Source organism: Seminibacterium arietis (assembly GCF_042675725.1).
Classification (GTDB): Bacteria; Pseudomonadota; Gammaproteobacteria; order Enterobacterales; family Pasteurellaceae; genus Seminibacterium; species Seminibacterium arietis.
On sequence record NZ_JBHTJN010000011.1, the window covers coordinates 177,662 to 199,348 of the forward strand.

Genomic DNA, 21,687 nt, shown 5'->3' on the forward strand with positions numbered 1-21,687 from the left:
TTTTTTAATTTAGATAAGGATAGTTTGTGACAGAAACTCAGCAACATATTACTGTAGACTATAATTTACTTAAAAATCGTTTTCGTGGCTTTTTCCCTGTAATTATTGATGTGGAAACTGCTGGCTTTAATGCAAAAACTGATGCATTACTAGAATTGGCTGCTATCACTTTAAAAATGGATGATAAAGGCTTTTTAGTTGCTGATAAAAAATGTCATTTTCATATACAGCCTTTTGAAGGTGCAAATATTAATTTAGACTCATTAAAATTTAATGGTATTGATCCCAATAATCCACTACGGGGAGCTGTAACTGAAACTATCGCAATCAGTGAACTATTTAAAATGGTACGACACGAGCAAAAAGCTGCTGACTGCCAAAGATCTGTCATTGTTGCTCATAACGTCGCATTTGATCAAAATTTTCTTATGGCTGCTGCGGAACGAACGGCAATAAAACGTAATCCTTTTCATCCTTTTGCAATGTTTGATACTGCTACACTAAGTGGATTTATGCTTGGGCAGACCGTCTTAGCCAAAGCTTGTCAAGTGGCAGGAATCCCCTTTGATCCCAAACAAGCCCATTCTGCCTTATATGATACTGAACGCACAACTGAATTGTTCTGCTATATGGTTAATCAATTAAAGCACTTAGGTGGTTTTCCTCCTATAAAAGATATTAAATAAAAGCATTTTCACTAACAAACAGCGTTTTTTAAATTTTTTTTGAAATTTTATAGACAAATTTTTTATTTTTAGTAAATTAGAAGATATTTTATTACTATCATTTTCACCATAAGGAACAATATACATGTTACTAAGTAACCCTGTTGTTATTTCTATTATTGTGTTGCTTGCACTCAGTCTACTACGCATTAATGTGGTAATTGCTCTTGTCATTTCCGCATTAACTGCAGGTTTTTGTAGCGATCTAAATATCAGTGAAACAATTAAAACATTCACTGGTGGACTAGGTAATGGGGCTGAAGTTGCAATGAACTATGCGATTTTAGGTGCGTTCGCTATCGCAATCTCAAAATCAGGAATTACTGATTTATTAGCATTCAAAATAATAAAACGACTAGGACATGAACCTACAGGCAGATCAATGTCTGGTTTTAAATATTTTATGTTTGGTGTATTAGTACTATTTTCTATTTCTTCACAAAACCTACTTCCAGTTCATATCGCTTTTATTCCAATAGTTATTCCTCCACTGCTTTCTGTTTTCAATAAGTTAAAAATTGATCGTAGGGCAGTAGCTTGTGTGATTACTTTCGGTCTAACTGCAACTTATATGTTGCTACCTGTTGGATTTGGTAAAATTTTTATTGAAAGTGTGTTAGTTAAAAACATTAATCAAGTTGGACAAACACTTGGATTACAAACTTCTGTTGGTGAAGTTTCATTAGCAATGAGTATCCCCGTTGCTGGTATGGTATTAGGCTTATTAACAGCTGTATTTTTTACCTACCGCAAGCCTAGAGAATATATTGCCGCAACTCAAGCTTTGACCACCGAAGAAATAGAAAAACATATAGCTAATATTAAACCTTTCCACGTAATCGTTAGTATTGTTTCTATTATTATCACTTTTGGCTTGCAACTGGTTACTAGTTCTACAATTATTGGTGGATTAGCAGGACTTGTCATCTTTGCTGTATGTGGTATTTTCAAATTAAAAGAAAGTAACGATATCTTCCAGCAAGGATTACGTTTAATGGCAATGATTGGTTTTGTAATGATCGCAGCTTCTGGATTTGCGGCTGTTATCAATGCAACTGGTGGTGTCACTGTATTAGTTGATACGTTCAGTCAAGGATTAGGAGCAAATAATAAAGGGTTAGCTGCTTTCTTAATGTTGCTAGTTGGATTATTCATTACTATGGGAATTGGTTCTTCTTTCTCTACTGTGCCAATTATTACATCTATTTATATTCCACTTTGCTTATCTTTAGGATTCTCTCCTTTGGCGACTATTTCTATTGTGGGCGTTGCAGCAGCACTTGGTGATGCAGGTTCACCTGCTTCAGATTCTACTTTAGGACCAACATCAGGATTAAATATGGACGGTAAACATGATCATATTTGGGATTCTGTTGTGCCAACATTTATTCACTACAATATTCCACTGATGCTATTTGGCTGGATTGCCGCAATGTGTCTTTAATTTTAAGGGCATTATAACTAATAATGCCCAAGTTGAAACTATGGATAAAAATAATCTAATAGCCCTTCTTAAGCAGAAAGTTACTAACTTTTATAACCAATATCAACTTGAGAAAGAAACTCTAATTTCAGCTAAATTCGACCGCACTTTATTTAGTGAAGATTATCAACCTTTTCAATTTTACGTAAAAGAAATTGAGCAAACTTTATCTGTCATTGAAAATTTACAAGATGACCAATATAAATATACTTTTTATACGCAAAAATTATTGGCACAATGTACCGCTCTTTCTGAAGCGATTACTCATGTATCTAAACAACACTATCAATATTTAAACGAACCACAAATACATCGAAAAAATAAAGAACAATTAAAACAAAACGTACAAAAACTACCGCCAAGAGAACGATTAGCAAAATATTATGATTTTTTACAAGCACTAAATGACAAAATTATCCAGCAAGAAATTTCTCTGAATTCAAGTCAAAATGAAATTGAGAAAAAGTATTATAAAGAACAAATTATTATTACCAAACAACGAAGAGCACGCTGCTTAGAAGCTATTGAGCTGTTAGAACAATATTTAACGCTCATAAGTGAATACTAATTACTAGTATCTGTCAAACTTAAATAAAACTACAATAAGAAATAAAAATTAAATAATAAAAAAGGGTATTTTTATCAATACCCTTTTTGCTAAATGTTATAGCTAGACTTATTATTTTGTCATTGCAGCAACTTCGGCAGCAAAGTCAGTTTCTACTTTTTCAATACCTTCGCCTACTTCAAAGCGTAAGAAGCTAGTTACATCAGCTCCTTTTTCTTTTAATAGATCACCAACTAATTTAGAAGGATCCATTACAAATGGTTGACCAGTTAAAGATACTTCACCTGTAAATTTCTTCATTCGACCTTCAACCATTTTTTCTGCTATTTCACGTGGTTTACCAGACTCAATAGCAATTGCTACTTGAATTTCACGTTCTTTTGCAACAACCTCTGCAGGTACATCTTCAGGTTTCACAAATTCAGGACGACTTGCTGCTACGTGCATTGCTATGTGTTTTGCTAACTCATCATCAGCATTTTGTGCAGCTACTAGCACACCAATTTTAGCTCCATGTAAATATGAACCAACCACATCACCTTCAATAGCAGCAACACGGCGAATATTCATATTTTCACCAATTTTCGCAACAAGAGCTGTACGTTTTTCTTCAAACTGAGCTTGCAATGCTTCAATTGAAACACCTTTATTTGCTAATGCATAGTCAGCAACTTCATTAGCTAAGCTTAAAAATCCTGCATCTTTTGCTACAAAGTCAGTTTCACAGTTCATCTCAACTAGGACGCCATATTTACCTGAAACACGAGCCAAGATAACACCTTCAGCTGCTACACGTCCAGCTTTTTTCGCTGCTTTAGCTTGACCAGATTTACGCATATTGTCGATAGCTAACTCAATATCACCATTTGCTTCAACCAATGCTTTTTTACATTCCATCATACCTGCACCAGTACGATCACGAAGTTCTTTTACTAATGACGCTGTAATTTGAGTCATTTTAAAATCCTCTAAACGCTAGATTGTGCTTTTTTACCGCACTTTTTAATAAAAATGCAGGAAAGCTAAGCCCCCTGCAAACCTCAATCATTCGATCAATAGGGCTTACGCCACATGTAGTTGAACTTTATTCTGCAACTTCTGAAAACTCTTCAGCTACAACATTATTTTGACCACGACCTTCTTTTACTGCAGCTGCTACAGCTGTAGTGTAAAGTTGAATTGCTCGTACTGCATCATCATTGCCTGGTATAACGAAATCTATACCATCTGGTGCAGAGTTTGTATCAACTACAGCAAAAACTGGGATACCAAGATTATTTGCTTCTTTAATTGCAATATGTTCATGATCTGCTGCGATAACAAAAATTGCATCAGGAAGACCTGCCATTTCTTTAATACCACCAAGACTCAACTCAAGTTTTTCCATCTCACGAGTACGCATTAACGCTTCTTTTTTAGTTAACTTGTCAAAAGTACCATCTTGAGATTGAGTTTCTAGATCTTTCAAGCGTTTGATTGACTGACGAACTGTCTTCCAGTTAGTCAACATACCACCTAACCAACGGTGATTCACATAATATTGTTGACAGTCTAATGCTGCTGCTTTAATTGCCTCAGATGCTACACGTTTTGTGCCAACAAATAAGATCTTACCATTATTGCTAGCAATACGAGTCAACTCTGCCAACGCCTCATTAAACATTGGAACTGTTTTCTCTAAGTTAATGATATGAACGCCATTACGTGGACCAAAAATAAATGGTTTCATTTTTGGATTCCAGTAACGAGTTTGGTGACCGAAGTGAACGCCTGCTTGAAGCATATCACGCATTGAAACTTGTGCCATAATTTTTTCCTTTTATTTGGGGTTTAGCCTCCACATACCAAGTAAACCGACCGTTTTGGCACCCCGATTTACTTTTGTAATATGTGTGTGATTTCGTGTTAAATTAAAAATTCCTAGTTACTCTTATACTAGAGTAACGGTCGGGCATTATACTACAAAGGTTTAAAAATGCTAGTGTATTTTTTTAAAAACAAAAAAGTGCGAAATTTTTACCGCACTTTTTCACTATTAATCCAAAAATATAACGTAAGCTTATTCTTGATTTAAGAAACTTTCATTCACTTCTATTTTTGCGTTACTACGTAAAGCATTAATTAATTTATTTTGTAATTCAACTTGACGAAGTAAAACTAATTGTGAATTAAATTGCTTCGCTTGTTCTGATGTCAAATCACTCTTTTCAACTTTATTTAATTCAATTAACACGATGTCATTATCTGCCGTTTTACTTGCCTTATAAACTGATTTAGTTACAGGCTTATTCATAGAAAAAATCACATTATTTAGCACAGGTTCTCTATTTTCAGCATAAACCCATGTTTCTAGTTCACCAAATTTAACATTTTCTGGTAAAACTGTGTTGCTATCTTGAGATAGCGATTTTGCGATCTGTTCTGCTCGCTCCAATACAATTTTTTCTGCTTTTTGGTGTTGCAAATAACTAATAATATCTGCTTTGACTTCTTCTAAAGATTTGATTCCCTCAGCTTTATGTTCCATAACACGAACTATAATAGAATGCTGGTCACCAACACTCACCGCTTCAGAATTCATACCACCTTGTGAAATATCTGAATCAAAAATAACAGAGGTTAAATTAGCATAATTCAGCGCAGCAGGAATTTCCATACGAGAGAAATAATCTGTTTCTTGCACACTGAGACCAATGGACTTAGCTGCCATTTCAAGAGATTCAGGGTGCTCAAAAGCCTTTTCATTTGCTTTTTTTTCTAACGCATAAAACTCACGTACAGCTAATTCATTACGAATTTTTGCACCAACTTCATCTTTAACATCCTCTAATGACCGCACTTTTTTATCAATTAATTTGATTAGATGATAATTATTATCTACTTTAACAGGTTTACTATATTGACCAATCTCAAGTGAGTTTGCTACAGCTTCAAAATCAGGTGGCATCATACCAGCGACAACCCAATCTAAATCTCCGCCTTGTTCTCCAGAAATCTTATCTGTTGAATACATTTTAGCTAATGAACTAAAATCTTCACCTTTCTGTAAAGCCGCATAAACGGTATTTGCTTCATCTTCTGTAGGTAACTGAATATGTGCAATATGTTGTGTCATATATTGAGACTTATTGTCTTGATAATACTGAGCAATTTCTACATCACTTACATTAATATTTTTTTGTGCTAGTGCCGCTGTCAAGTCGATATATTGCACTTTCACTGTTTCAGGCACAGCAAATGCCGATTTATTTGCTTCATAATATTCTTTTACTTCTTGCTCTGTCACTTCTTGTTTGATCAATTCAGATTCAATCGGAAATTTTGCTAGGCGCACTTTGCGTTTTTGAAAAAATAAATTTGCTAATTTATCTGACTGAGCAGGAACAATAAAATCAGAATCACTAATTCCTGTTTGTAATTGCTCAAGCTTTAAAGCTTCTCGCAAATATTGAGCATAAATATCGCCATTTATTCCATTTGCAGATAACATTTGCTGGTAAAGTGCGTTATCAAATTTGCCGTCTTTTTGGAAATAAGGAGTCGTCACAATTTGTTGCATAATTTGGCTATCGCTAACATCTAGTTTCAATTCAGCAGCATATTGACGTAATAATTCTTGATCAATCAAACGGTTTAACACTTTTTGTTTCAATTCAGCAGTAAAACTCGGAGAATCTGCAACAGCAGCGAATTGAGCCCCTAGTTGTTCGCTAGCTTGTTGAAATTCATTGTTGTACTGCTGTAAAAAAACTTGTTGTGAGATATCTTCACCGTTAACTTTTGCAATTGATGTATCGGTCTGTGTAAATACATATCCCGCAACACCACTTAATACAAAAGATACTGCGATTAAACCAAAAATAATCTTCCACACAATGCCATTTGTCGCACCGTTTAATTTATCCATTAACATTGAAATTATCCTATGAATATCAGATTTAAATTAACTTAATTGATTATAATCTAAAGTTGAGTGATTTTCATTATGAAAATAAGCTGGATTGAGGCTACAACTCTTCCAGCTTAAATTCTAGTGAATTTAAATAGTGATAAAAACAAATTAATTTATCACCGCACTTCGTTGTTTTGCTCTCGCTTTTCTCATTGGTTTCACATCATTAATTGGCAATAGCTTTTTAAATTCGACGCCTTCTGGTGGATTTTCTAAGGCAATAGTTAAGACCTCATCAATAGTCTCTACTGCATGAATAATTAAACTAGCTTTTGCATTTGCTGGAATATCTTCAAGATCTTTAACATTCTCTTTTGGAATAATCACAGTTTTAATGCCCCCACGATGAGCTGCTAGTAATTTTTCTTTTAATCCCCCAATAGGCAAAACTTTACCACGCAAATTAATCTCGCCTGTCATCGCCACCTCTGATTTAACAGGATTACCTGTTAAACAAGATACCAATGCTGTACACATCGCTATCCCTGCACTAGGTCCATCTTTTGGCGTTGCTCCATCTGGCACGTGAATGTGAATATCACGTTTTTCATAGAAATCTGTTGAAATGCCAAGTTTTTCGGAACGAGAACGAACTACTGTCATTGCCGCCTGAATAGATTCTTTCATTACATCACCTAGCGATCCTGTTAGAGTCAACTTACCTTTACCTATAACAGAAGCTGTTTCTATGGTCAATAAATCGCCGCCTACTTGTGTCCAGGCTAGCCCCGTTACTTCACCAATACGATTTTGTGTATCCGCTCGCCCAAATTCAAATCGTCGCACACCAAGATATTCATGTAAATTATCAGAATTAACTTTAATCGCTTTTGTTTTTACATTTAGCAACAAGTTTTTTACTGCTTTGCGACAAATTGTAGAAATTTCTCTTTCTAGACCTCGAACTCCTGCTTCACGAGTATAATAACGAACAATATCAAGTATCGCACTTTCTTCGACAACTAATTCACCTTTTTTTAATCCATTACGTTCAATTTGTTTGGATAACAAATGCTGTTTCGCGATATTTAATTTTTCATCTTCTGTATAACCTGATAAGCGTATTACTTCCATACGATCTAGTAATGGCTCAGGAATATTCATCGAATTAGATGTTGCTACAAACATAACATCAGACAGGTCATAGTCAACTTCTAAGTAATGATCATTAAAATGAGCATTTTGCTCAGGATCCAAAACCTCTAACAATGCAGAAGCTGGATCCCCTCTCATATCTGATGCCATTTTATCAATTTCATCAAGTAAAAATAGCGGATTTTTTACCCCCACTTTTGCCATTTTTTGAATTAATTTACCAGGCAATGAACCAATATAAGTTTTACGATGTCCGCGAATTTCGGCTTCATCACGCACACCACCTAATGCCATGCGAATATATTTTCGTCCTGTGGCATTAGCAATGGAACGCCCTAATGAAGTTTTCCCGACTCCTGGTGGACCAACTAAGCACAAAATAGGTCCTTTTATTTGATTTAATCTAGTTTGCACCGCTAAATATTCCAAGATGCGTTCTTTAACTCTTTCTAGTCCATAATGTTCAGCATTCAGTATATCTTGTGCTTTTGGCAAATCTTTTTTGACTTTGCTACGTTTATACCATGGTACCTGTAACATCCAATCAATATAACTACGAACAACTGTCGCTTCAGCTGACATCATCGGCATCATTTTTAATTTTTGTAATTCTGCTTCAACTTTTTGTTTTGCTTCAGCTGGCATTTTAGCAGCATCTATTTTTTGTCGAAGTTGCTCTACTTCACTTACAGTATTTTCTGTTTCTCCTAATTCCTTTTGAATTGCTTTAATTTGTTCATTTAAATAATAATCTCTTTGACTTTTCTCCATCTGTTTTTTGACGCGTCCACGAATTCGTTTTTCTACTTGCATCAAATCAGTTTCACTTTCCATCAGCCCTAATAAATACTCAAAACGAGTTTGTACATTAGTTAACTCTAGAATAGCTTGTTTTTCACGAACAGAAACAGGCATATGTGCAGCTATAGTATCACTTAAACGTTCAGCATCAACAATACGATGTAGAGCAGAAATAATATCCGACTGAACTTTTTGATTTAACTTAGCATATTTTCCAAACTCTTCTAAAACTAAACTTTTAACTACATCTAATTCTTTTTCATCACCTAACTGAGATTCTATAAGTTCGATATCCGCACAAAGCCATTCATCATTGTCCTCGAGGTGGGTTATTTTTGCTCGCTGAATACCTTCAACTAATACTTTAACTGTACCATCGGGTAATTTAAGCAATTGAATAATATTAGCTACCGTACCAATACTATGAAGATCTTCAGTTGTAGGAGCCTCTAAATCTGCCTGCTTTTGAGATACTAGTAACAACTGTTTACTATTATTCATTGCTTCATCTAAACTGCGAATAGATCTAGCTCTTCCTACAAATAACGGCACAACCATGTAAGGAAAAACAACTACATCGCGTAAAGGTAGAACTGGGATACTTTTTTGTTTAATAGACTGTAAATTGCAATTCATATATGCTCTCTTTAATACTTAGATACTTAGCACTTGTATTCTCTCTAAAATGGGGGCGTTCAAATAAAAATCAAGTACTATCTAAAAAAAAGTGCAAGCACCAAAAATACTATATAAAAGTGGGAATTTAATATAACAAATAATAACTTGATGTTCTCCAGTTGAGGAAGATGATAACAAGTAAAAATATACGCTATCAACTACTTGCTCTCTTTGAATTACATTTTCTGTAAATTCATTTACATTTTATGTATAAAATAATTTCCAATATTTTAATTATATGTATAATTATCGCCCTTGATGATATAAATCATTCGCTTATTTATAAACTAAAAGGAATATACTATGTTTCAATTTCTCAAAGCCTCTCCACCTGCGGAGAAGAAAATAGCACCAAATCTCATTGATTCGGAATATAAAAAATTACGCTAGCAAGTATTTGCTAGTGTTTTTATTGGATATGCTGCGTATTACTTAATTCGAAAAAATTTCTCTTTAGCAATGCCATATTTAATTGATGAATATGGTTTTACTAAAGCAGACTTAGGAACTGTTGGCGTTGCACTTTCACTTGCTTATGGTTTTAGTAAATTTATTATGGGTAATGTATCTGATCGTAGTAACCCTAAATATTTCATCACTATTGGCTTACTATGCTCAGCAGCAGTAACTTTAATTTTCGGGTTAGTACCTGGTGTATTGTCTTCTATTCCAATCATGATCGTACTTTCGGCGTTAAATGGTTGGTTCCAAGGTATGGGATATCCGCCTGGTGCAAAAACAATGACTAACTGGTTTTCTACTTCTGAACGTGGAGTTTGGTGGAGCTGGTGGAACGTTTCGCACAATATAGGTGGTGGCTTAATTGGACCACTAGCAATATTAGGGCTCGCAATTTTTGGTACATGGCAATCACTTTTCTACCTGCCTGCATTGATTGCAATAGTGCTTGCCTTCATTATGTTCTATTTAATGCATGACACACCAGAATCAAAAGGGTTACCTCCAATTGATGAATATAAAGGCGAGAAAATTATTGAAAGAGTTGAGTCTGCTCATACTTTATCTTCTAAAGATATTTTCTATAAGTATGTTCTCAATAATAAATTTCTTTGGGCAATCGCGGTCGCCAATGTGTTTGTTTATTTTATTCGCTACGGCATTATCGATTGGGCTCCAACTTATCTAAAAGAAGTGAAACATTTTTCAGTAGATAAACAAAGTTGGGCATATTTCTTGTATGAATATGCAGGTATTTTTGGCATGCTAGCCAGTGGCTATTTAAGCGATAAAGTTTTCAAAGGTCACCGAGCACCACCAATGCTATTATTTTTAGTCGGAGTACTTATTGCAATTTTTGTTTATTGGAAAAATCCAGCTGGTAATCCGTTAGTTGATAATATTTGCCTTGTCGCAATTGGTTTCTTGATTTACGGTCCTGTAATGATGATAGGCTTACAAGCTGCCGATTTAGTTCCACGTGTTGCAACAGGTACTGCAACAGGCTTAACTGGTTTATTTGGTTACTTATTAGGTTCAGCAAGTGCAGGTTATGTAATGGGTAAACTGGTTGATTTATTCGGTTGGGATGGCGGATTTTATGCCTTGATCATTTCATGTCTCTTAGCATTTTTGTTTATCGCATTAACATTATTTAAAAAAACTTCCAAACAACTAGAAAATTAAATTTCTATCCACAATAGCCTATCAAATTCTGATAGGCTTATTCAGTTTTATAAAACTAAACTACTCGACTAAAATCCTTGTCTCCTTTTTATAAAATACATTTAACTCATTGTTTTATTAGAACTTTTAATTTTATTACATCAAAATAACCGCATTTTATATTTAACTTTTATAGAAATGAGAATTTATTAACAGAATAATGTTGAAAAAAATTACTGACTTATTCATAACTTACTCACTTAATGCATTATATGAATTTTCAAAAATACTCATTGATTTTACTATAAATTTATTGATCAATGAGAATAAAACACACAGGATTACTGATAGTAAATAATAAGCTAGATCTACTTTTTATGACTTATCCAGTATTTCTGTGGATAACATTGTGAGTGTTAAATAGGATAACTTTTTATAACTTCAACCATCTACATAAAAAATATAAAATAGAACAAAATATTCCTTATTTATCAAACAGTTAATCGACTATAAACAAGTAAAAAACTGACAATTTAAAATGCTAAATAATAGTGTATATTTTTTACACTCTCCATTTCCTATTACGCTTGACAACAATAACTAGCCTGTATCTTACCTTCCTGCACTTACTAGAAGATCGTAACCATCAAAACTGGTCGGACCAGTTTTTAACTATATGATTTAACTAATAATTAAGTAAAAACACTAAAGATAAGGTTAATAAAACTCTATAACCTATTTTTTTTTTAGAATAAGCATGAGCGGTTAGTCATTAATGATTAACCGATATGAGTTACTTTTTTACTAATACTTAAAAACATTCGTTAATTATTACTTATTCCCATAACATATTTGAGGATTGAACTAATGAAAAAAAACTTAACTTTAACGTTACTTGCTACTATGATTGCTGGATATGCTGTTGCAGAAGAAGCGCATGATACTACTGAAGCTAAACTTCGAGAAATAAATACACGGATTCATACACTGGAAGCACAGTTTTTTCAGAATGAGGGTGCTATTGCGGCTAACACTACTGATGTTGAAGAGCACAGCACTAGCATAGAAGCTAACACCACAAACATTCAGGCTAACACTGATAAAATTAGGGAAAATACTTCTGATATTGCAATGAATAACGAAGATATCGAAACTAATATCAACAACATTTATGCAAACAAAAAAGCAATAGAAGCTAATGCTAGTGATATTGCAACTAATAAACAAAGCATTGATACAAACAAAAAAGCAATAGAAGCTAACGCTGAAAATATTGCAGCTAACAGCCAAAGTATCGAAACGAATAAAACTGCTATCGAAATCAATAAAACTGCTATCGAAGCTAATACTACAGCAATTTCGCAATTAGCAACCAAAGAAGTGGCTGTTAATAGAAGTGATATTAATCGCTTAGATCGTCGCGTAAATCATCTTGAAACAAAAGTAGAACGTGGTTTAGCAGCTCAATCTGCTTTATCAGGATTATTCCAACCTTATAATGTAGGAAAATTCAATCTTTCTGCTGCCGTTGGTGGATACAATTCTCAGCACGCAGTTGCTATTGGTTCAGGTTTCCGTTTCAATGAAAAAATAGCTACTAAAGCAGGTGTGGCATTCACATCAGGAGGTAATGTCAGCTACAACGTTGGTGTAAACTTTGAATTCTAATTAATAATTTACTGCTGTTTTATTATTTTAAAAATTCACTATAGAACTACCGCACTTTTAAAAAGTGCGGTTTTTTGTACTGTTTTTTCATAAAAAAATAATAAATAGCCCAATTTTAGACACAAAAAATTCGGCATCATAATATATTAAGATGCCGAATATAATTCTATTTTTAATTATTTAATCTAAACGTTTTGCCATTTTCAACCAGTCGGCTTTAAACTCACGTCTCATATTATTAATCGCATCAATAATATCATGATGAACCAATTGCTCATTTTGGATACCAACACAGTACCCTCCCTTACCTTGCAAAAGCAAATCTACTGCATAGGCTCCCATACGGGACGCTAAAATGCGATCAAAAGCACAAGGTGTCCCCCCCCGTTGAATATGCCCTAACACTGTAGCTCTAGTCTCGTGTTTAACGCGTTCTTCAATTTCTTTTGCTAACATATTTACGTCACAAATTAATTCTGTAATTGCAATGATAGCATGACGCTTTCCTTTGATAATACTGCGTTCAATTTGCCGAATTAACTCTTCTCGGTTAAACTCAACTTCTGATGCTACAATATATTCACAACCACCAGCAATACCAGCCGAAATAGTAAGATCACTACAATGTCTGCCCATAATTTCTACAATAGAAATCCGCTGATGTGAACTTGAAGTATCACGCAAGCGGTCTATTGCTTCAACCGCAGTTTGTAAAGCTGTTTGATAGCCAATAGTATAATCTGTTCCAGCTACATCATTATCAATAGTTCCAGGTATACCAATGCAAGGAAAACCATGCTCTTCTGTCAGTAATTTAGCTCCAATATAGGAACCGTCACCACCAATAACAACAAGGGCATCAATTCCATGAGAGCGTAAAATTTCTGCACACTTTTCTCGTACATCTGGATTTTTAAATTCAGGAAAACGAGCAGAACCTAAAAAAGTTCCTCCTCGATTAATAATATCGGAAACACTATAACGTGTCATTTGTTGGATTTTATTATGATAAAGTCCATGATAACCATTATAAATACCATAAACTTCTAACCCTTCAGCTAAAGCAGAACGCACTACACCTCTAATGGCAGCGTTCATACCAGGTGCATCACCACCACTGGTTAATACAGCTACTTTTCTTATCATTGTTATATACCCTATAAAATTGAAATTAAAAACTATTGTTAAGATACTGCATTCAATATACTGACTCTAGTAAAATTTTCTCAAACAGCACCATAATTTGATTTAAATCTAGTTAATACCTATAGATTATTAAATTAATATCTTTAAAGTGCGGTCACTTTTCAGAATATTTTAAACAGTCCCAAGTAAAAATAGGCTGTTTCTGAAATCGGTTAATTTCTTTATCTACAACATATTTTTTCAAGTAAGTTGCAATCTTTTTATTTGCTACATTCATAAATTTTTTATTTTTAGCCACTCGCAACGAGTATTTATATTGTATAAAACCACATAATGGAGTTTCAATCCCTTTAGCAATATCAATCTGCCAATTCTTATACTGCTTAGTCGGACGATAAATAACATAGGATAGTAACTGATTATTTTTTTTCTGCACATCAAATCTAACTACATGACTTTTGCTAAATGCTTTATTCCTTAATGCAATACGTTGTTCTAACGTTAGCGATGGCTGACTACGATCTTGTAACAATTCCACCGCACTTTTCCAGTCCTGCAGGCTATCTGTTTTTTGCACATAGAAATAGCGAATTATATTACCTAAATCTTGATGCAATACTTGATAATACACTTTTTTGTCATGTTTTAACTTTTCTGGAGCATCTAATTTAGGTATACCAACGCAAGCTGTCAAAAAAAGTGAAACTAAAAAAACTATTATTTTCTTCATTTTATTCACTTAAATCCCGTTTAAATACAAACTCATTTGCTGTTGAAGATTCTGTATCAAACCAATAACCGCCAAGATCAAATTCTTTAAGTTGCTCCGCTTCCATTAATCTATTTTGAATAATGTAACGACACATTAAACCACGTGCTTTTTTTGCATAAAAGCTGATAATTTTGTATTTTCCATTTCTAAAATCTAAAAAGATAGGTTTAATAACATTTACTCTTAATTTATCCCCTTGAACAGCTTTGTAATATTCATCAGATGCTAAATTAATCAATGTTCTTTCGTTCTGATTATCTAATGTCTTTTGTATTAGCTGAGCGATTTTATCACCCCAAAAAGCATAAAGATCATTACCTTTTGCATTGGCTAATTTTGTTCCCATTTCTAAACGGTATGGTTGAATTAAATCCAATGGACGCAACAAACCATATAAACCTGATAAAATTCGCAAATTCTGCTGAGCGAATCCAATTTCATCAATATTCAATGTTTCTGCACTTAACCCAGTATAAACATCACCATTGAAAGCATAAATTGCTGCACGAGAGTTTTGTTCATCATGTTCTTTTTGCCATTCTGCAAAACGTGCTACATTTAACCCAGCTAATTTATCACTAATCGACATTAAAGATGCGAGTTCATTTGGTGAAAACTGACGACAAATACGGATTAATTGCTCACTGTAATTGGTCAATGATGGTTGTGAATAAGCTAATTTATCCGCTAAATCTTTTGGAAGTGCGGTATTACAATTCAACGTTTTTGCAGGAGAAATGATGACTAACATTATTAGTTTCCTATAATTCTTTTGGTAAAATATCTAAAGGTAAATGCCAATTGATCGGTTTAATATTTGATTGAGCTAAATATTCATTTGCTTTTGAAAAATGACGACAACCTAAGAATCCACGATGAGCTGATAATGGTGACGGATGCGGGGAAGTTAGCACACAATGTCTATTGCTGTCAATAAACGCACCTTTTTTTTGAGCATGACTCCCCCATAATAAAAATACTAAATTTTCTCGTCCTTGATTTAATGCTGCAATAACTTGATCAGTAAAAAGTTCCCAGCCAAAATGAGCATGAGAATGTGCTTTTCCTCTCTCCACAGTTAAAACTGTATTCAATAAAAGCACTCCTTGTTTAGCCCATTCAACTAAATAACCATGATGAGGAATTTCAAAATTAGGAATATCATCAGCAAGCTCTTTATATATATTTACTAATGAGGGCGGCGGAGCAACATTAGGTTTAACAGAGAAAGCTAATCCATGAGCCTGATTAGGACCATGATAAGGGTCTTGTCCCAAAATCACTACTTTAACTTGATCAAACTCAGTTAAACGAAAAGCATTAAAAACCTCTGCTTGAGGTGGATAAATCGTTTTTCCTACCGCTCTTTCATGTCGTACTTGTTCTAAAATATGCAAAAAATAAGGTTGTTGCTTTTCAGCCCCAATCATATCGCTCCAAGTTGCCATATTTATGTATTCCCTTATTGTAATTTGTTAAAATTATAAATAACACTTAAACAATTTAACAGCACTAAAATAAGATTAATTTATTTTAACTTTACAATTACTTAAATTCTGAGTAATTCATACAAAAATAATTGAAAAAATCAAAAAACACGATAAAATGACCAGCAACTAAGTTCAAATTTAAAACAAACTGCCAACAGGAGGCATTTTATGATTAAGGGTATCCAAATTACTCAAGCAACAAATAATGACTTATTAAATTCATTTTGGTTGCTAGACAATGAAGAAGGTGAAGCTCGTTGCTTATGTGCAAAAGGTGGTTTTGAAGCTGATCAAATCGTCGCAGTAAAAGAATTGGGCGATTTTGAATATCGTGAGTTACCTATTGATGTGCAACCTACTGTTAAAGTGGAAGGGGGACAACATTTAAACGTTAATGTATTACGCCGTGAAACTTTAGAAGATGCTGTTAAAAATCCTGAAAAATATCCACAATTAACAATCCGTGTTTCAGGATATGCTGTACGATTCAATTCACTCACACCAGAACAACAACGTGATGTAATTACTCGTACATTTACTGAAAGTTTATAGTCGCATATTAAATTCAATAATAAGAAAAGCAGAAATACTAACTTCTGCTTTTTTCTTTTCTACTGTTTTTATCGCATTGTTACAAATTCTTCTGAACCCGTTGGATGAATAGCCACAGTATTATCAAAATCAGATTTAGTTGCTCCCATTTTAATTGCTACTGCAAAGCCTTGAATCATTTCATCAACACCAAAACCGATACCATGTAACCCTACAATTTTTTCATCTTCACCAACACAAACTAACTTCATTCTACATGGTTGACGATGAGCAGTAACAGCACTATACATCGGGGTAAAACTAGATTGATAAACTTTTACTTTTTCTGAACCATATTGCTCAACAGCTTGCAGTTCTGTCAAACCAATCGTACCAATTGGCGGATGACTGAAAACCACTGTTGGAACGAGATTATAGTCTAAATGTTCATTTGGTTTATTATTAAATAAGCGTTCTGATAAACGACGACCTGCTGCAACTGCTACTGGAGTCAGCTCAATCGCATTTTCAATAATATCACCTACCGCATAGATTCCTTTTACATTAGTATTTTGCAATTTATCCACTTTAATAAAGCCATTAGCATTCGTTGCCACCCCTGCTGCCTCTAGATTAATTTTATCTGTAGCAGGATCACGACCAATTGCCCAAACTAAGCAATCTACTTGTTGCTCACGTCCGTCTTCTAATTTTAATATTAAAGACCCATCTGAATTTTTAACAACTTCTCGCAAAATAGCTTGAGTATGTAATTGAATGCCATCTTGTGCCATTACCTCAACGAGCGTATCAATAATTAAAGGATCAAAATTACGTAATGGTGCATGACGACGAACAAAAAGATGAGTATCCACGCCTAGTGCATTCATCACTCCTGCTAATTCAACTGCTATATAACCCGCTCCGACAATTGCTACACGTTTTGGTAATTCATTTAATGCAAATACACCGTCGGAATCAATACCATACTCTGCTCCTTTAATTGTTGGATAACTTGGACGTCCTCCAGTTGCAATCAAAATGTGATCTGCAGTAATTCTCTCTCCGTTAACTTCTACAGTATTTTTATCAACAAATTTTGCAAATCCTTGAATCACATCAACATTATTCTTTGCAAGAACATTATTGTAGGAATTATGAATACGGCTAATATAAGCTTGACGATTTTCTACAAGTTTAGAAAAATCAAATGTATTAACTTGTACATCAAAACCATAATCAGGTGCATATAGATTAATAGCTTCGGCTACTTGAGCACCATACCACATAACTTTCTTTGGTACACAACCTACGTTCACACAAGTACCGCCAAGTGCCTTTGCTTCAATAATTGCACATTTTTTTCCGTAACTTGCAGCACGATTAATTGATGCAATGCCACCACTGCCACCACCAATTGCTAAATAATCATAATGTTTTGTCATTTTAGTCTCCGATAATTAACAAATTCCATTATTGTGCCTAAAATCCATTAATAAAGCAAAGTATCTTAGTAAATCAATCCAATTGGTATTTTCTTATTCTGACACAATCCATTTTACAGACCAGCCTCCTATAGCTTCTGGCACTAAAGTGCGGTGTAAATAAGGTAAAATTTCGTTCATTTGCTTTTCTAATACCCAAGGCGGATTTATGACAATCATACCGCTTGCTGTCATACCTCGTTGCTCCGAATCAGGACGCACTGCTAGTTCAATCTGCAAAATTTTACGAATTCCCGTATTTTTCAAGGCATTAATCATGCGTTTAGTTTGTTGTCGTAATACTACTGGATACCAAATTGCATATACTCCTGTAGCAAAACGCTTATAACCTTCTTCTATCGCTTTAATAACCAGTTCATAGTCTTCTTTTAATTCATAAGGAGGATCAATCAATATCAAACCTCGTCGTTCTTTAGGAGGTAAAGTTGCTTTCAATTGCTGAAAACCGTCATCTCGCTTCGTAAGAATATTATCAAATTGCTTAAAATTATTACGTAATAAAGGATAATCAGTTGGATGCAACTCTGTTAATAATGCCCTATCCTGAGGACGCAGTAACATCGCTGCAATTAATGGCGAACCTGCATAATAACGCAATTCTTTACCACCATAATTAAGTTTTTTGATCAATTTCACGTAATCTGCCACTACTGTAGGCATATTTTTTTGTTCCCAAAGTTTAGCAATGCCTTCCTTGTATTCACCTGTTTTTTCTGATTCATTACTAAACAAACGATAACGCCCTACTCCAGCATGAGTGTCTAAATAATAAAATCCTTTATCCTTTTGTTTTAAGTTTTCTATAATCAACATCAACACTAAATGCTTCAATACATCAGCGTGGTTACCTGCATGAAAACTATGACGATAACTTAACATAAATATCCTTACTATTTAACGAAACGCACGAAAGTCACAACTCTCAATATATTACAATAAGTGCGGTTTATTATAATTAAAATAATTCTTGAGGTTCAGCTAACAAACCATCTTGTGGCGATTGTTGCCACTCAGGAGGCATATAAATCCCTTTTTCTTCAATATAAGATCGTGTTGGTTCTGTACCTTTAATAAAATATTCCGTTTTTCCACCGCTCTTTGCTAACAGCCCTGTACTAATATCAATTTGACGAGTCACGATATTTTTTGGTAACGAAGAATTGTATTCAGGTATATCTTTTAAACGATTTTTCATATAAGCAACCCAAGCAGGCATAGCTGATTTCGAACCAGATTCACCTCTACCTAAATTACGTCTATTATCATCAAATCCAATATAAACAGCTGTACTAATATTCGCCCCAAAACCCGCATACCAAGCAACTTTTGAGTTATTAGTTGTACCCGTTTTACCACCTATATCCTTACGTTTAATTTCTTTTCCAATTCGCCAACTTGTACCAAGCCATGATTGATTAGGTTCACCATAAATAGCTGAATTTAACGCACTGCGAATTAAAAATGCGATTTCTCCACTGATAACTCGAGGTGCATACTGTACTTGTGAATGTTCAGTTTTCGCTTCAGCCATAAATTTCACCGCACTTTCATCCAATTTTCCATTTTCTGTATTAAGTTCAGGAGTATCATCTATTACTGTATTGGTATCTAATTCTTCACCATTAGTGCTACTATCAGTACTCAATAAATCTTTTGGTTTTAATAAATCAATATTCTTAAACCCATCTAATTTTTCTGTTTCGCCGTAAATAACTGGAATATCATCACAGCTAATACAAGCAATTTTGGGGTTCGCCACAAAAACTTCTTTACCATTATTATCTAAAATCTTTTCGATTAAATAAGGCTCAACTAAAAAACCACCGTTATCAAACACAGCGTAAGCTCTTGCCATTTCTAAAGGCGTGAAAGAAGCAGCTCCTAGTGCAAGAGCTTCGCTTGCGTAATATTGTTCGCGATCAAATCCAAAACGTTGAAGAAAATCGGCAGTAAAATCAATACCCGCCATTTGCATAGCTCGTACAGCAATCATATTTTTCGACTGCCCTAACCCTACTCGTAACCGCATCGGACCATCATAACGATTCGGTGAGTTTTTTGGCATCCACGCATCTTGCCCAGCTTTTTTAATAACAATAGGTGCGTCCTGTAACACACTAGATAAAGTCAAGCCTTTTTCTAAAGCCGCCGCATAAATAAAAGGCTTAATAGAAGAACCTACTTGAACTAGAGATTGTGTTGCTCGATTAAATTTACTCTGTTCAAAACTAAAACCTCCAACAAGAGCTTCAACTGCACCATTATAACTATTTAAAGAAATTAAAGCTGAATTGACTTCTGGAATCTGTCCGAGCTGGAAACTACCATCAGCAGTTTTTCTAACCCAAATCTGCTCTCCTATTTTGGGTATTTGCTTACCAGCCCAACGCATTGCTGAAGATGAAAGTATTGCTTGATTACCATCAGCAAATAAAATTACTGTGCCATTTTTATTAATTTCTATTACAGCTACCGCTTCGAAAGGATCAGATTTTGGCTGTTTTTTTAACCATGCTACAATTCTGTCCTTATCCCAGGCTAATTCTCCAGCTTGCCATAGCGGAGATCCTCCACGATAACCATGTCTCATATCATAAGCAATAATATTATCTCTCACCGCTTTTTGAGCCTGTGCTTGATCTTTAGATACTACTGTTGTATAAACTTGATAACCTTTTGTATAAGCATTTTCTTCACCGAAGCGTTTAACCATTTCTTGGCGTACTAACTCTGTGACATAGTCTGCTCTAAACTCTAATTGAGAGCCGTGATAACGTGCAACAATTGGTTCATTAAGTGCGGTTTGATATTCATCCTGTGTGATATATTTCAATTCTAACATTCGTCCTAATACCACATTACGGCGATCTGTTGCTCGTTTTAATGAATAAAGCGGATTCATAGTTGAAGGTGCTTTTGGCAAACCTGCGATCACAGCCATTTCCGATAAAGTTAATTGATTTAGCTCTTTGCCAAAATAAGTTTTTGCCGCAGCAGCTACACCGTAAGCTCGATACCCCAAATAAATCTTATTTAAATATAATTCTAAGATCTCATTTTTAGTCAGTGTATTTTCAATATCAATTGCTAGGATTGTTTCTTTCGCTTTACGTATTAAACTTCTCTCTGGTGTAAGAAAAAAATTACGAGCTAATTGTTGAGTAATCGTACTCGCACCTTGTGATGCACCGCCACTAGTCAATGCCACCATTACAGCTCGCCCAATACCAATAGGATCTAACCCATGATGTTGATAAAAACGGCTATCTTCTGTTGCAAGTACTGCCTCAATCAATTTTTGAGGAATATCTTCTAACTTAACAGGAATACGGCGTTGTTCTCCTATCTCCCCAATCAACTTTTCGTCAGCAGTATAAATCTGCATAGGTTGTTGTAATTCAACTGCTTTTAACGTTTCAACATCAGGTAAATCAGATTTCAAATAAAAATACCCTATGCTTAAAATAACTAAAGCTAAAAAACACAGGGTTAATAGACTACTAAATATTAGTTTTGCGATCCGCATCGTAAAATTCTCTCTTGTTTAATGCAAATTCAGAAAAAATCAGAAAAATAACTCAAGTTAATTCTGAAAAATTATTCCTATTAATACAAGTATAAATACTCATACTCAAAATCAAAAGCTAAAT

Annotated in this window: 16 protein-coding genes and 1 pseudogene; 6 read left to right on the forward strand and 11 right to left on the reverse strand. The window is 34.3% G+C overall.

The window, feature by feature from the left end:
• Nucleotides 1-26: 26 nt before the first annotated feature.
• The 3 genes from rnt to priC all read left to right on the forward strand — a co-directional run bounded on the left by rnt (nt 27) and on the right by priC (nt 2,776).
• Nucleotides 27-686 (forward strand): ribonuclease T, encoded by a 660-nt coding sequence (gene rnt / locus ACFQ02_RS06485; RefSeq protein ID WP_380820783.1) that lies wholly within the window; start codon nt 27-29, stop codon nt 684-686.
• A gap of 124 nt (nt 687-810) precedes the next feature.
• Nucleotides 811-2,169, forward strand: a complete 1,359-nt coding sequence (locus ACFQ02_RS06490) for a Na+/H+ antiporter family protein (RefSeq protein WP_380820785.1) — start codon at nt 811-813, stop codon at nt 2,167-2,169.
• A 40-nt stretch (nt 2,170-2,209) separates the two neighbouring features.
• The gene (gene priC, locus ACFQ02_RS06495) at nt 2,210-2,776 is read left to right on the forward strand and encodes a primosomal replication protein PriC (protein WP_380820787.1); all 567 of its coding nucleotides are present in this window, start codon (nt 2,210-2,212) and stop codon (nt 2,774-2,776) included.
• 111 nt (nt 2,777-2,887) lie between these two features.
• Here the strand turns inward: priC and tsf are convergent, their stop codons facing one another.
• The 4 genes from tsf to lon all read right to left on the reverse strand — a co-directional run bounded on the left by tsf (nt 2,888) and on the right by lon (nt 9,260).
• Nucleotides 2,888-3,733: a translation elongation factor Ts gene (gene tsf / locus ACFQ02_RS06500; RefSeq protein WP_380820789.1), complete on the reverse strand. Its 846-nt coding sequence runs from the start codon at nt 3,731-3,733 to the stop codon at nt 2,888-2,890.
• Nucleotides 3,734-3,860: 127 nt separating this feature from the next.
• On the reverse strand, nt 3,861-4,583 hold the full coding sequence (rpsB, locus tag ACFQ02_RS06505) for a 30S ribosomal protein S2 (RefSeq protein ID WP_380820791.1): 723 nt from the start codon (nt 4,581-4,583) through the stop codon (nt 3,861-3,863).
• A gap of 252 nt (nt 4,584-4,835) precedes the next feature.
• Complete coding sequence (gene ppiD, locus ACFQ02_RS06510; protein ID WP_380820793.1) at nt 4,836-6,689, reverse strand: peptidylprolyl isomerase; 1,854 nt, start codon at nt 6,687-6,689, stop codon at nt 4,836-4,838.
• Between the two features lie 147 nt (nt 6,690-6,836).
• Nucleotides 6,837-9,260: an endopeptidase La gene (gene lon, locus ACFQ02_RS06515; protein ID WP_380820795.1), complete on the reverse strand. Its 2,424-nt coding sequence runs from the start codon at nt 9,258-9,260 to the stop codon at nt 6,837-6,839.
• Nucleotides 9,261-9,605: 345 nt separating this feature from the next.
• On the opposite strand from lon, the pseudogene pgtP reads away from it, so the two are divergent.
• Both pgtP and ACFQ02_RS06525 read left to right on the forward strand, forming a co-directional pair.
• Nucleotides 9,606-10,946: pseudogene (gene pgtP, locus ACFQ02_RS06520) on the forward strand (phosphoglycerate transporter protein PgtP).
• A gap of 846 nt (nt 10,947-11,792) precedes the next feature.
• The gene (locus tag ACFQ02_RS06525) at nt 11,793-12,593 is read left to right on the forward strand and encodes a YadA C-terminal domain-containing protein (RefSeq protein ID WP_380820797.1); all 801 of its coding nucleotides are present in this window, start codon (nt 11,793-11,795) and stop codon (nt 12,591-12,593) included.
• A gap of 180 nt (nt 12,594-12,773) precedes the next feature.
• Here the strand turns inward: ACFQ02_RS06525 and pfkA are convergent, their stop codons facing one another.
• From pfkA to ung, 4 genes are all read right to left on the reverse strand, one after another.
• Nucleotides 12,774-13,739, reverse strand: coding sequence for a 6-phosphofructokinase (gene pfkA, locus ACFQ02_RS06530; RefSeq protein WP_380820799.1), 966 nt, complete (start codon nt 13,737-13,739; stop codon nt 12,774-12,776).
• Nucleotides 13,740-13,893: 154 nt separating this feature from the next.
• A complete protein-coding gene (locus ACFQ02_RS06535) occupies nt 13,894-14,469 on the reverse strand; it encodes a hypothetical protein (protein WP_380820801.1) in 576 nt (191 codons plus the stop codon).
• Nucleotide 14,470: 1 nt separating this feature from the next.
• Nucleotides 14,471-15,262: a peroxide stress protein YaaA gene (gene yaaA, locus ACFQ02_RS06540; protein WP_380820803.1), complete on the reverse strand. Its 792-nt coding sequence runs from the start codon at nt 15,260-15,262 to the stop codon at nt 14,471-14,473.
• Between the two features lie 10 nt (nt 15,263-15,272).
• The gene (ung, locus tag ACFQ02_RS06545; RefSeq protein WP_380820805.1) at nt 15,273-15,959 is read right to left on the reverse strand and encodes a uracil-DNA glycosylase; all 687 of its coding nucleotides are present in this window, start codon (nt 15,957-15,959) and stop codon (nt 15,273-15,275) included.
• Between the two features lie 210 nt (nt 15,960-16,169).
• On the opposite strand from ung, the gene grcA reads away from it, so the two are divergent.
• A complete protein-coding gene (gene grcA, locus ACFQ02_RS06550) occupies nt 16,170-16,553 on the forward strand; it encodes an autonomous glycyl radical cofactor GrcA (protein ID WP_380820808.1) in 384 nt (127 codons plus the stop codon).
• 68 nt (nt 16,554-16,621) lie between these two features.
• Here grcA and gorA read toward each other — a convergent pair whose 3' ends face one another.
• From gorA to ACFQ02_RS06565, 3 genes are all read right to left on the reverse strand, one after another.
• The gene (gene gorA / locus ACFQ02_RS06555; RefSeq protein WP_380820810.1) at nt 16,622-17,977 is read right to left on the reverse strand and encodes a glutathione-disulfide reductase; all 1,356 of its coding nucleotides are present in this window, start codon (nt 17,975-17,977) and stop codon (nt 16,622-16,624) included.
• 93 nt (nt 17,978-18,070) lie between these two features.
• Nucleotides 18,071-18,916 carry a 23S rRNA (adenine(2030)-N(6))-methyltransferase RlmJ gene (locus ACFQ02_RS06560; RefSeq protein WP_380820812.1) on the reverse strand — a complete coding sequence of 282 codons (846 nt, stop codon included), beginning with the start codon at nt 18,914-18,916 and terminating at the stop codon, nt 18,071-18,073.
• 76 nt (nt 18,917-18,992) lie between these two features.
• Nucleotides 18,993-21,563 carry a penicillin-binding protein 1A gene (locus ACFQ02_RS06565; protein WP_380820814.1) on the reverse strand — a complete coding sequence of 857 codons (2,571 nt, stop codon included), beginning with the start codon at nt 21,561-21,563 and terminating at the stop codon, nt 18,993-18,995.
• Nucleotides 21,564-21,687: the final 124 nt, after the last annotated feature.

Coding starts and splice junctions, on each gene's coding strand:
- ACFQ02_RS06490 (WP_380820785.1), top strand. CDS start 811: ATGTTACTAAGTAACCCTGTTGTTATTTCTATTATTGTGTTGCTTGCA.
- priC (WP_380820787.1), top strand. CDS start 2,210: ATGGATAAAAATAATCTAATAGCCCTTCTTAAGCAGAAAGTTACTAAC.
- tsf (WP_380820789.1), bottom strand. CDS start 3,733: ATGACTCAAATTACAGCGTCATTAGTAAAAGAACTTCGTGATCGTACT.
- rpsB (WP_380820791.1), bottom strand. CDS start 4,583: ATGGCACAAGTTTCAATGCGTGATATGCTTCAAGCAGGCGTTCACTTC.
- ppiD (WP_380820793.1), bottom strand. CDS start 6,689: ATGTTAATGGATAAATTAAACGGTGCGACAAATGGCATTGTGTGGAAG.
- lon (WP_380820795.1), bottom strand. CDS start 9,260: ATGAATTGCAATTTACAGTCTATTAAACAAAAAAGTATCCCAGTTCTA.
- ACFQ02_RS06525 (WP_380820797.1), top strand. CDS start 11,793: ATGAAAAAAAACTTAACTTTAACGTTACTTGCTACTATGATTGCTGGA.
- pfkA (WP_380820799.1), bottom strand. CDS start 13,739: ATGATAAGAAAAGTAGCTGTATTAACCAGTGGTGGTGATGCACCTGGT.
- ACFQ02_RS06535 (WP_380820801.1), bottom strand. CDS start 14,469: ATGAAGAAAATAATAGTTTTTTTAGTTTCACTTTTTTTGACAGCTTGC.
- yaaA (WP_380820803.1), bottom strand. CDS start 15,262: ATGTTAGTCATCATTTCTCCTGCAAAAACGTTGAATTGTAATACCGCA.
- ung (WP_380820805.1), bottom strand. CDS start 15,959: ATGGCAACTTGGAGCGATATGATTGGGGCTGAAAAGCAACAACCTTAT.
- grcA (WP_380820808.1), top strand. CDS start 16,170: ATGATTAAGGGTATCCAAATTACTCAAGCAACAAATAATGACTTATTA.
- gorA (WP_380820810.1), bottom strand. CDS start 17,977: ATGACAAAACATTATGATTATTTAGCAATTGGTGGTGGCAGTGGTGGC.
- ACFQ02_RS06560 (WP_380820812.1), bottom strand. CDS start 18,916: ATGTTAAGTTATCGTCATAGTTTTCATGCAGGTAACCACGCTGATGTA.
- ACFQ02_RS06565 (WP_380820814.1), bottom strand. CDS start 21,563: ATGCGGATCGCAAAACTAATATTTAGTAGTCTATTAACCCTGTGTTTT.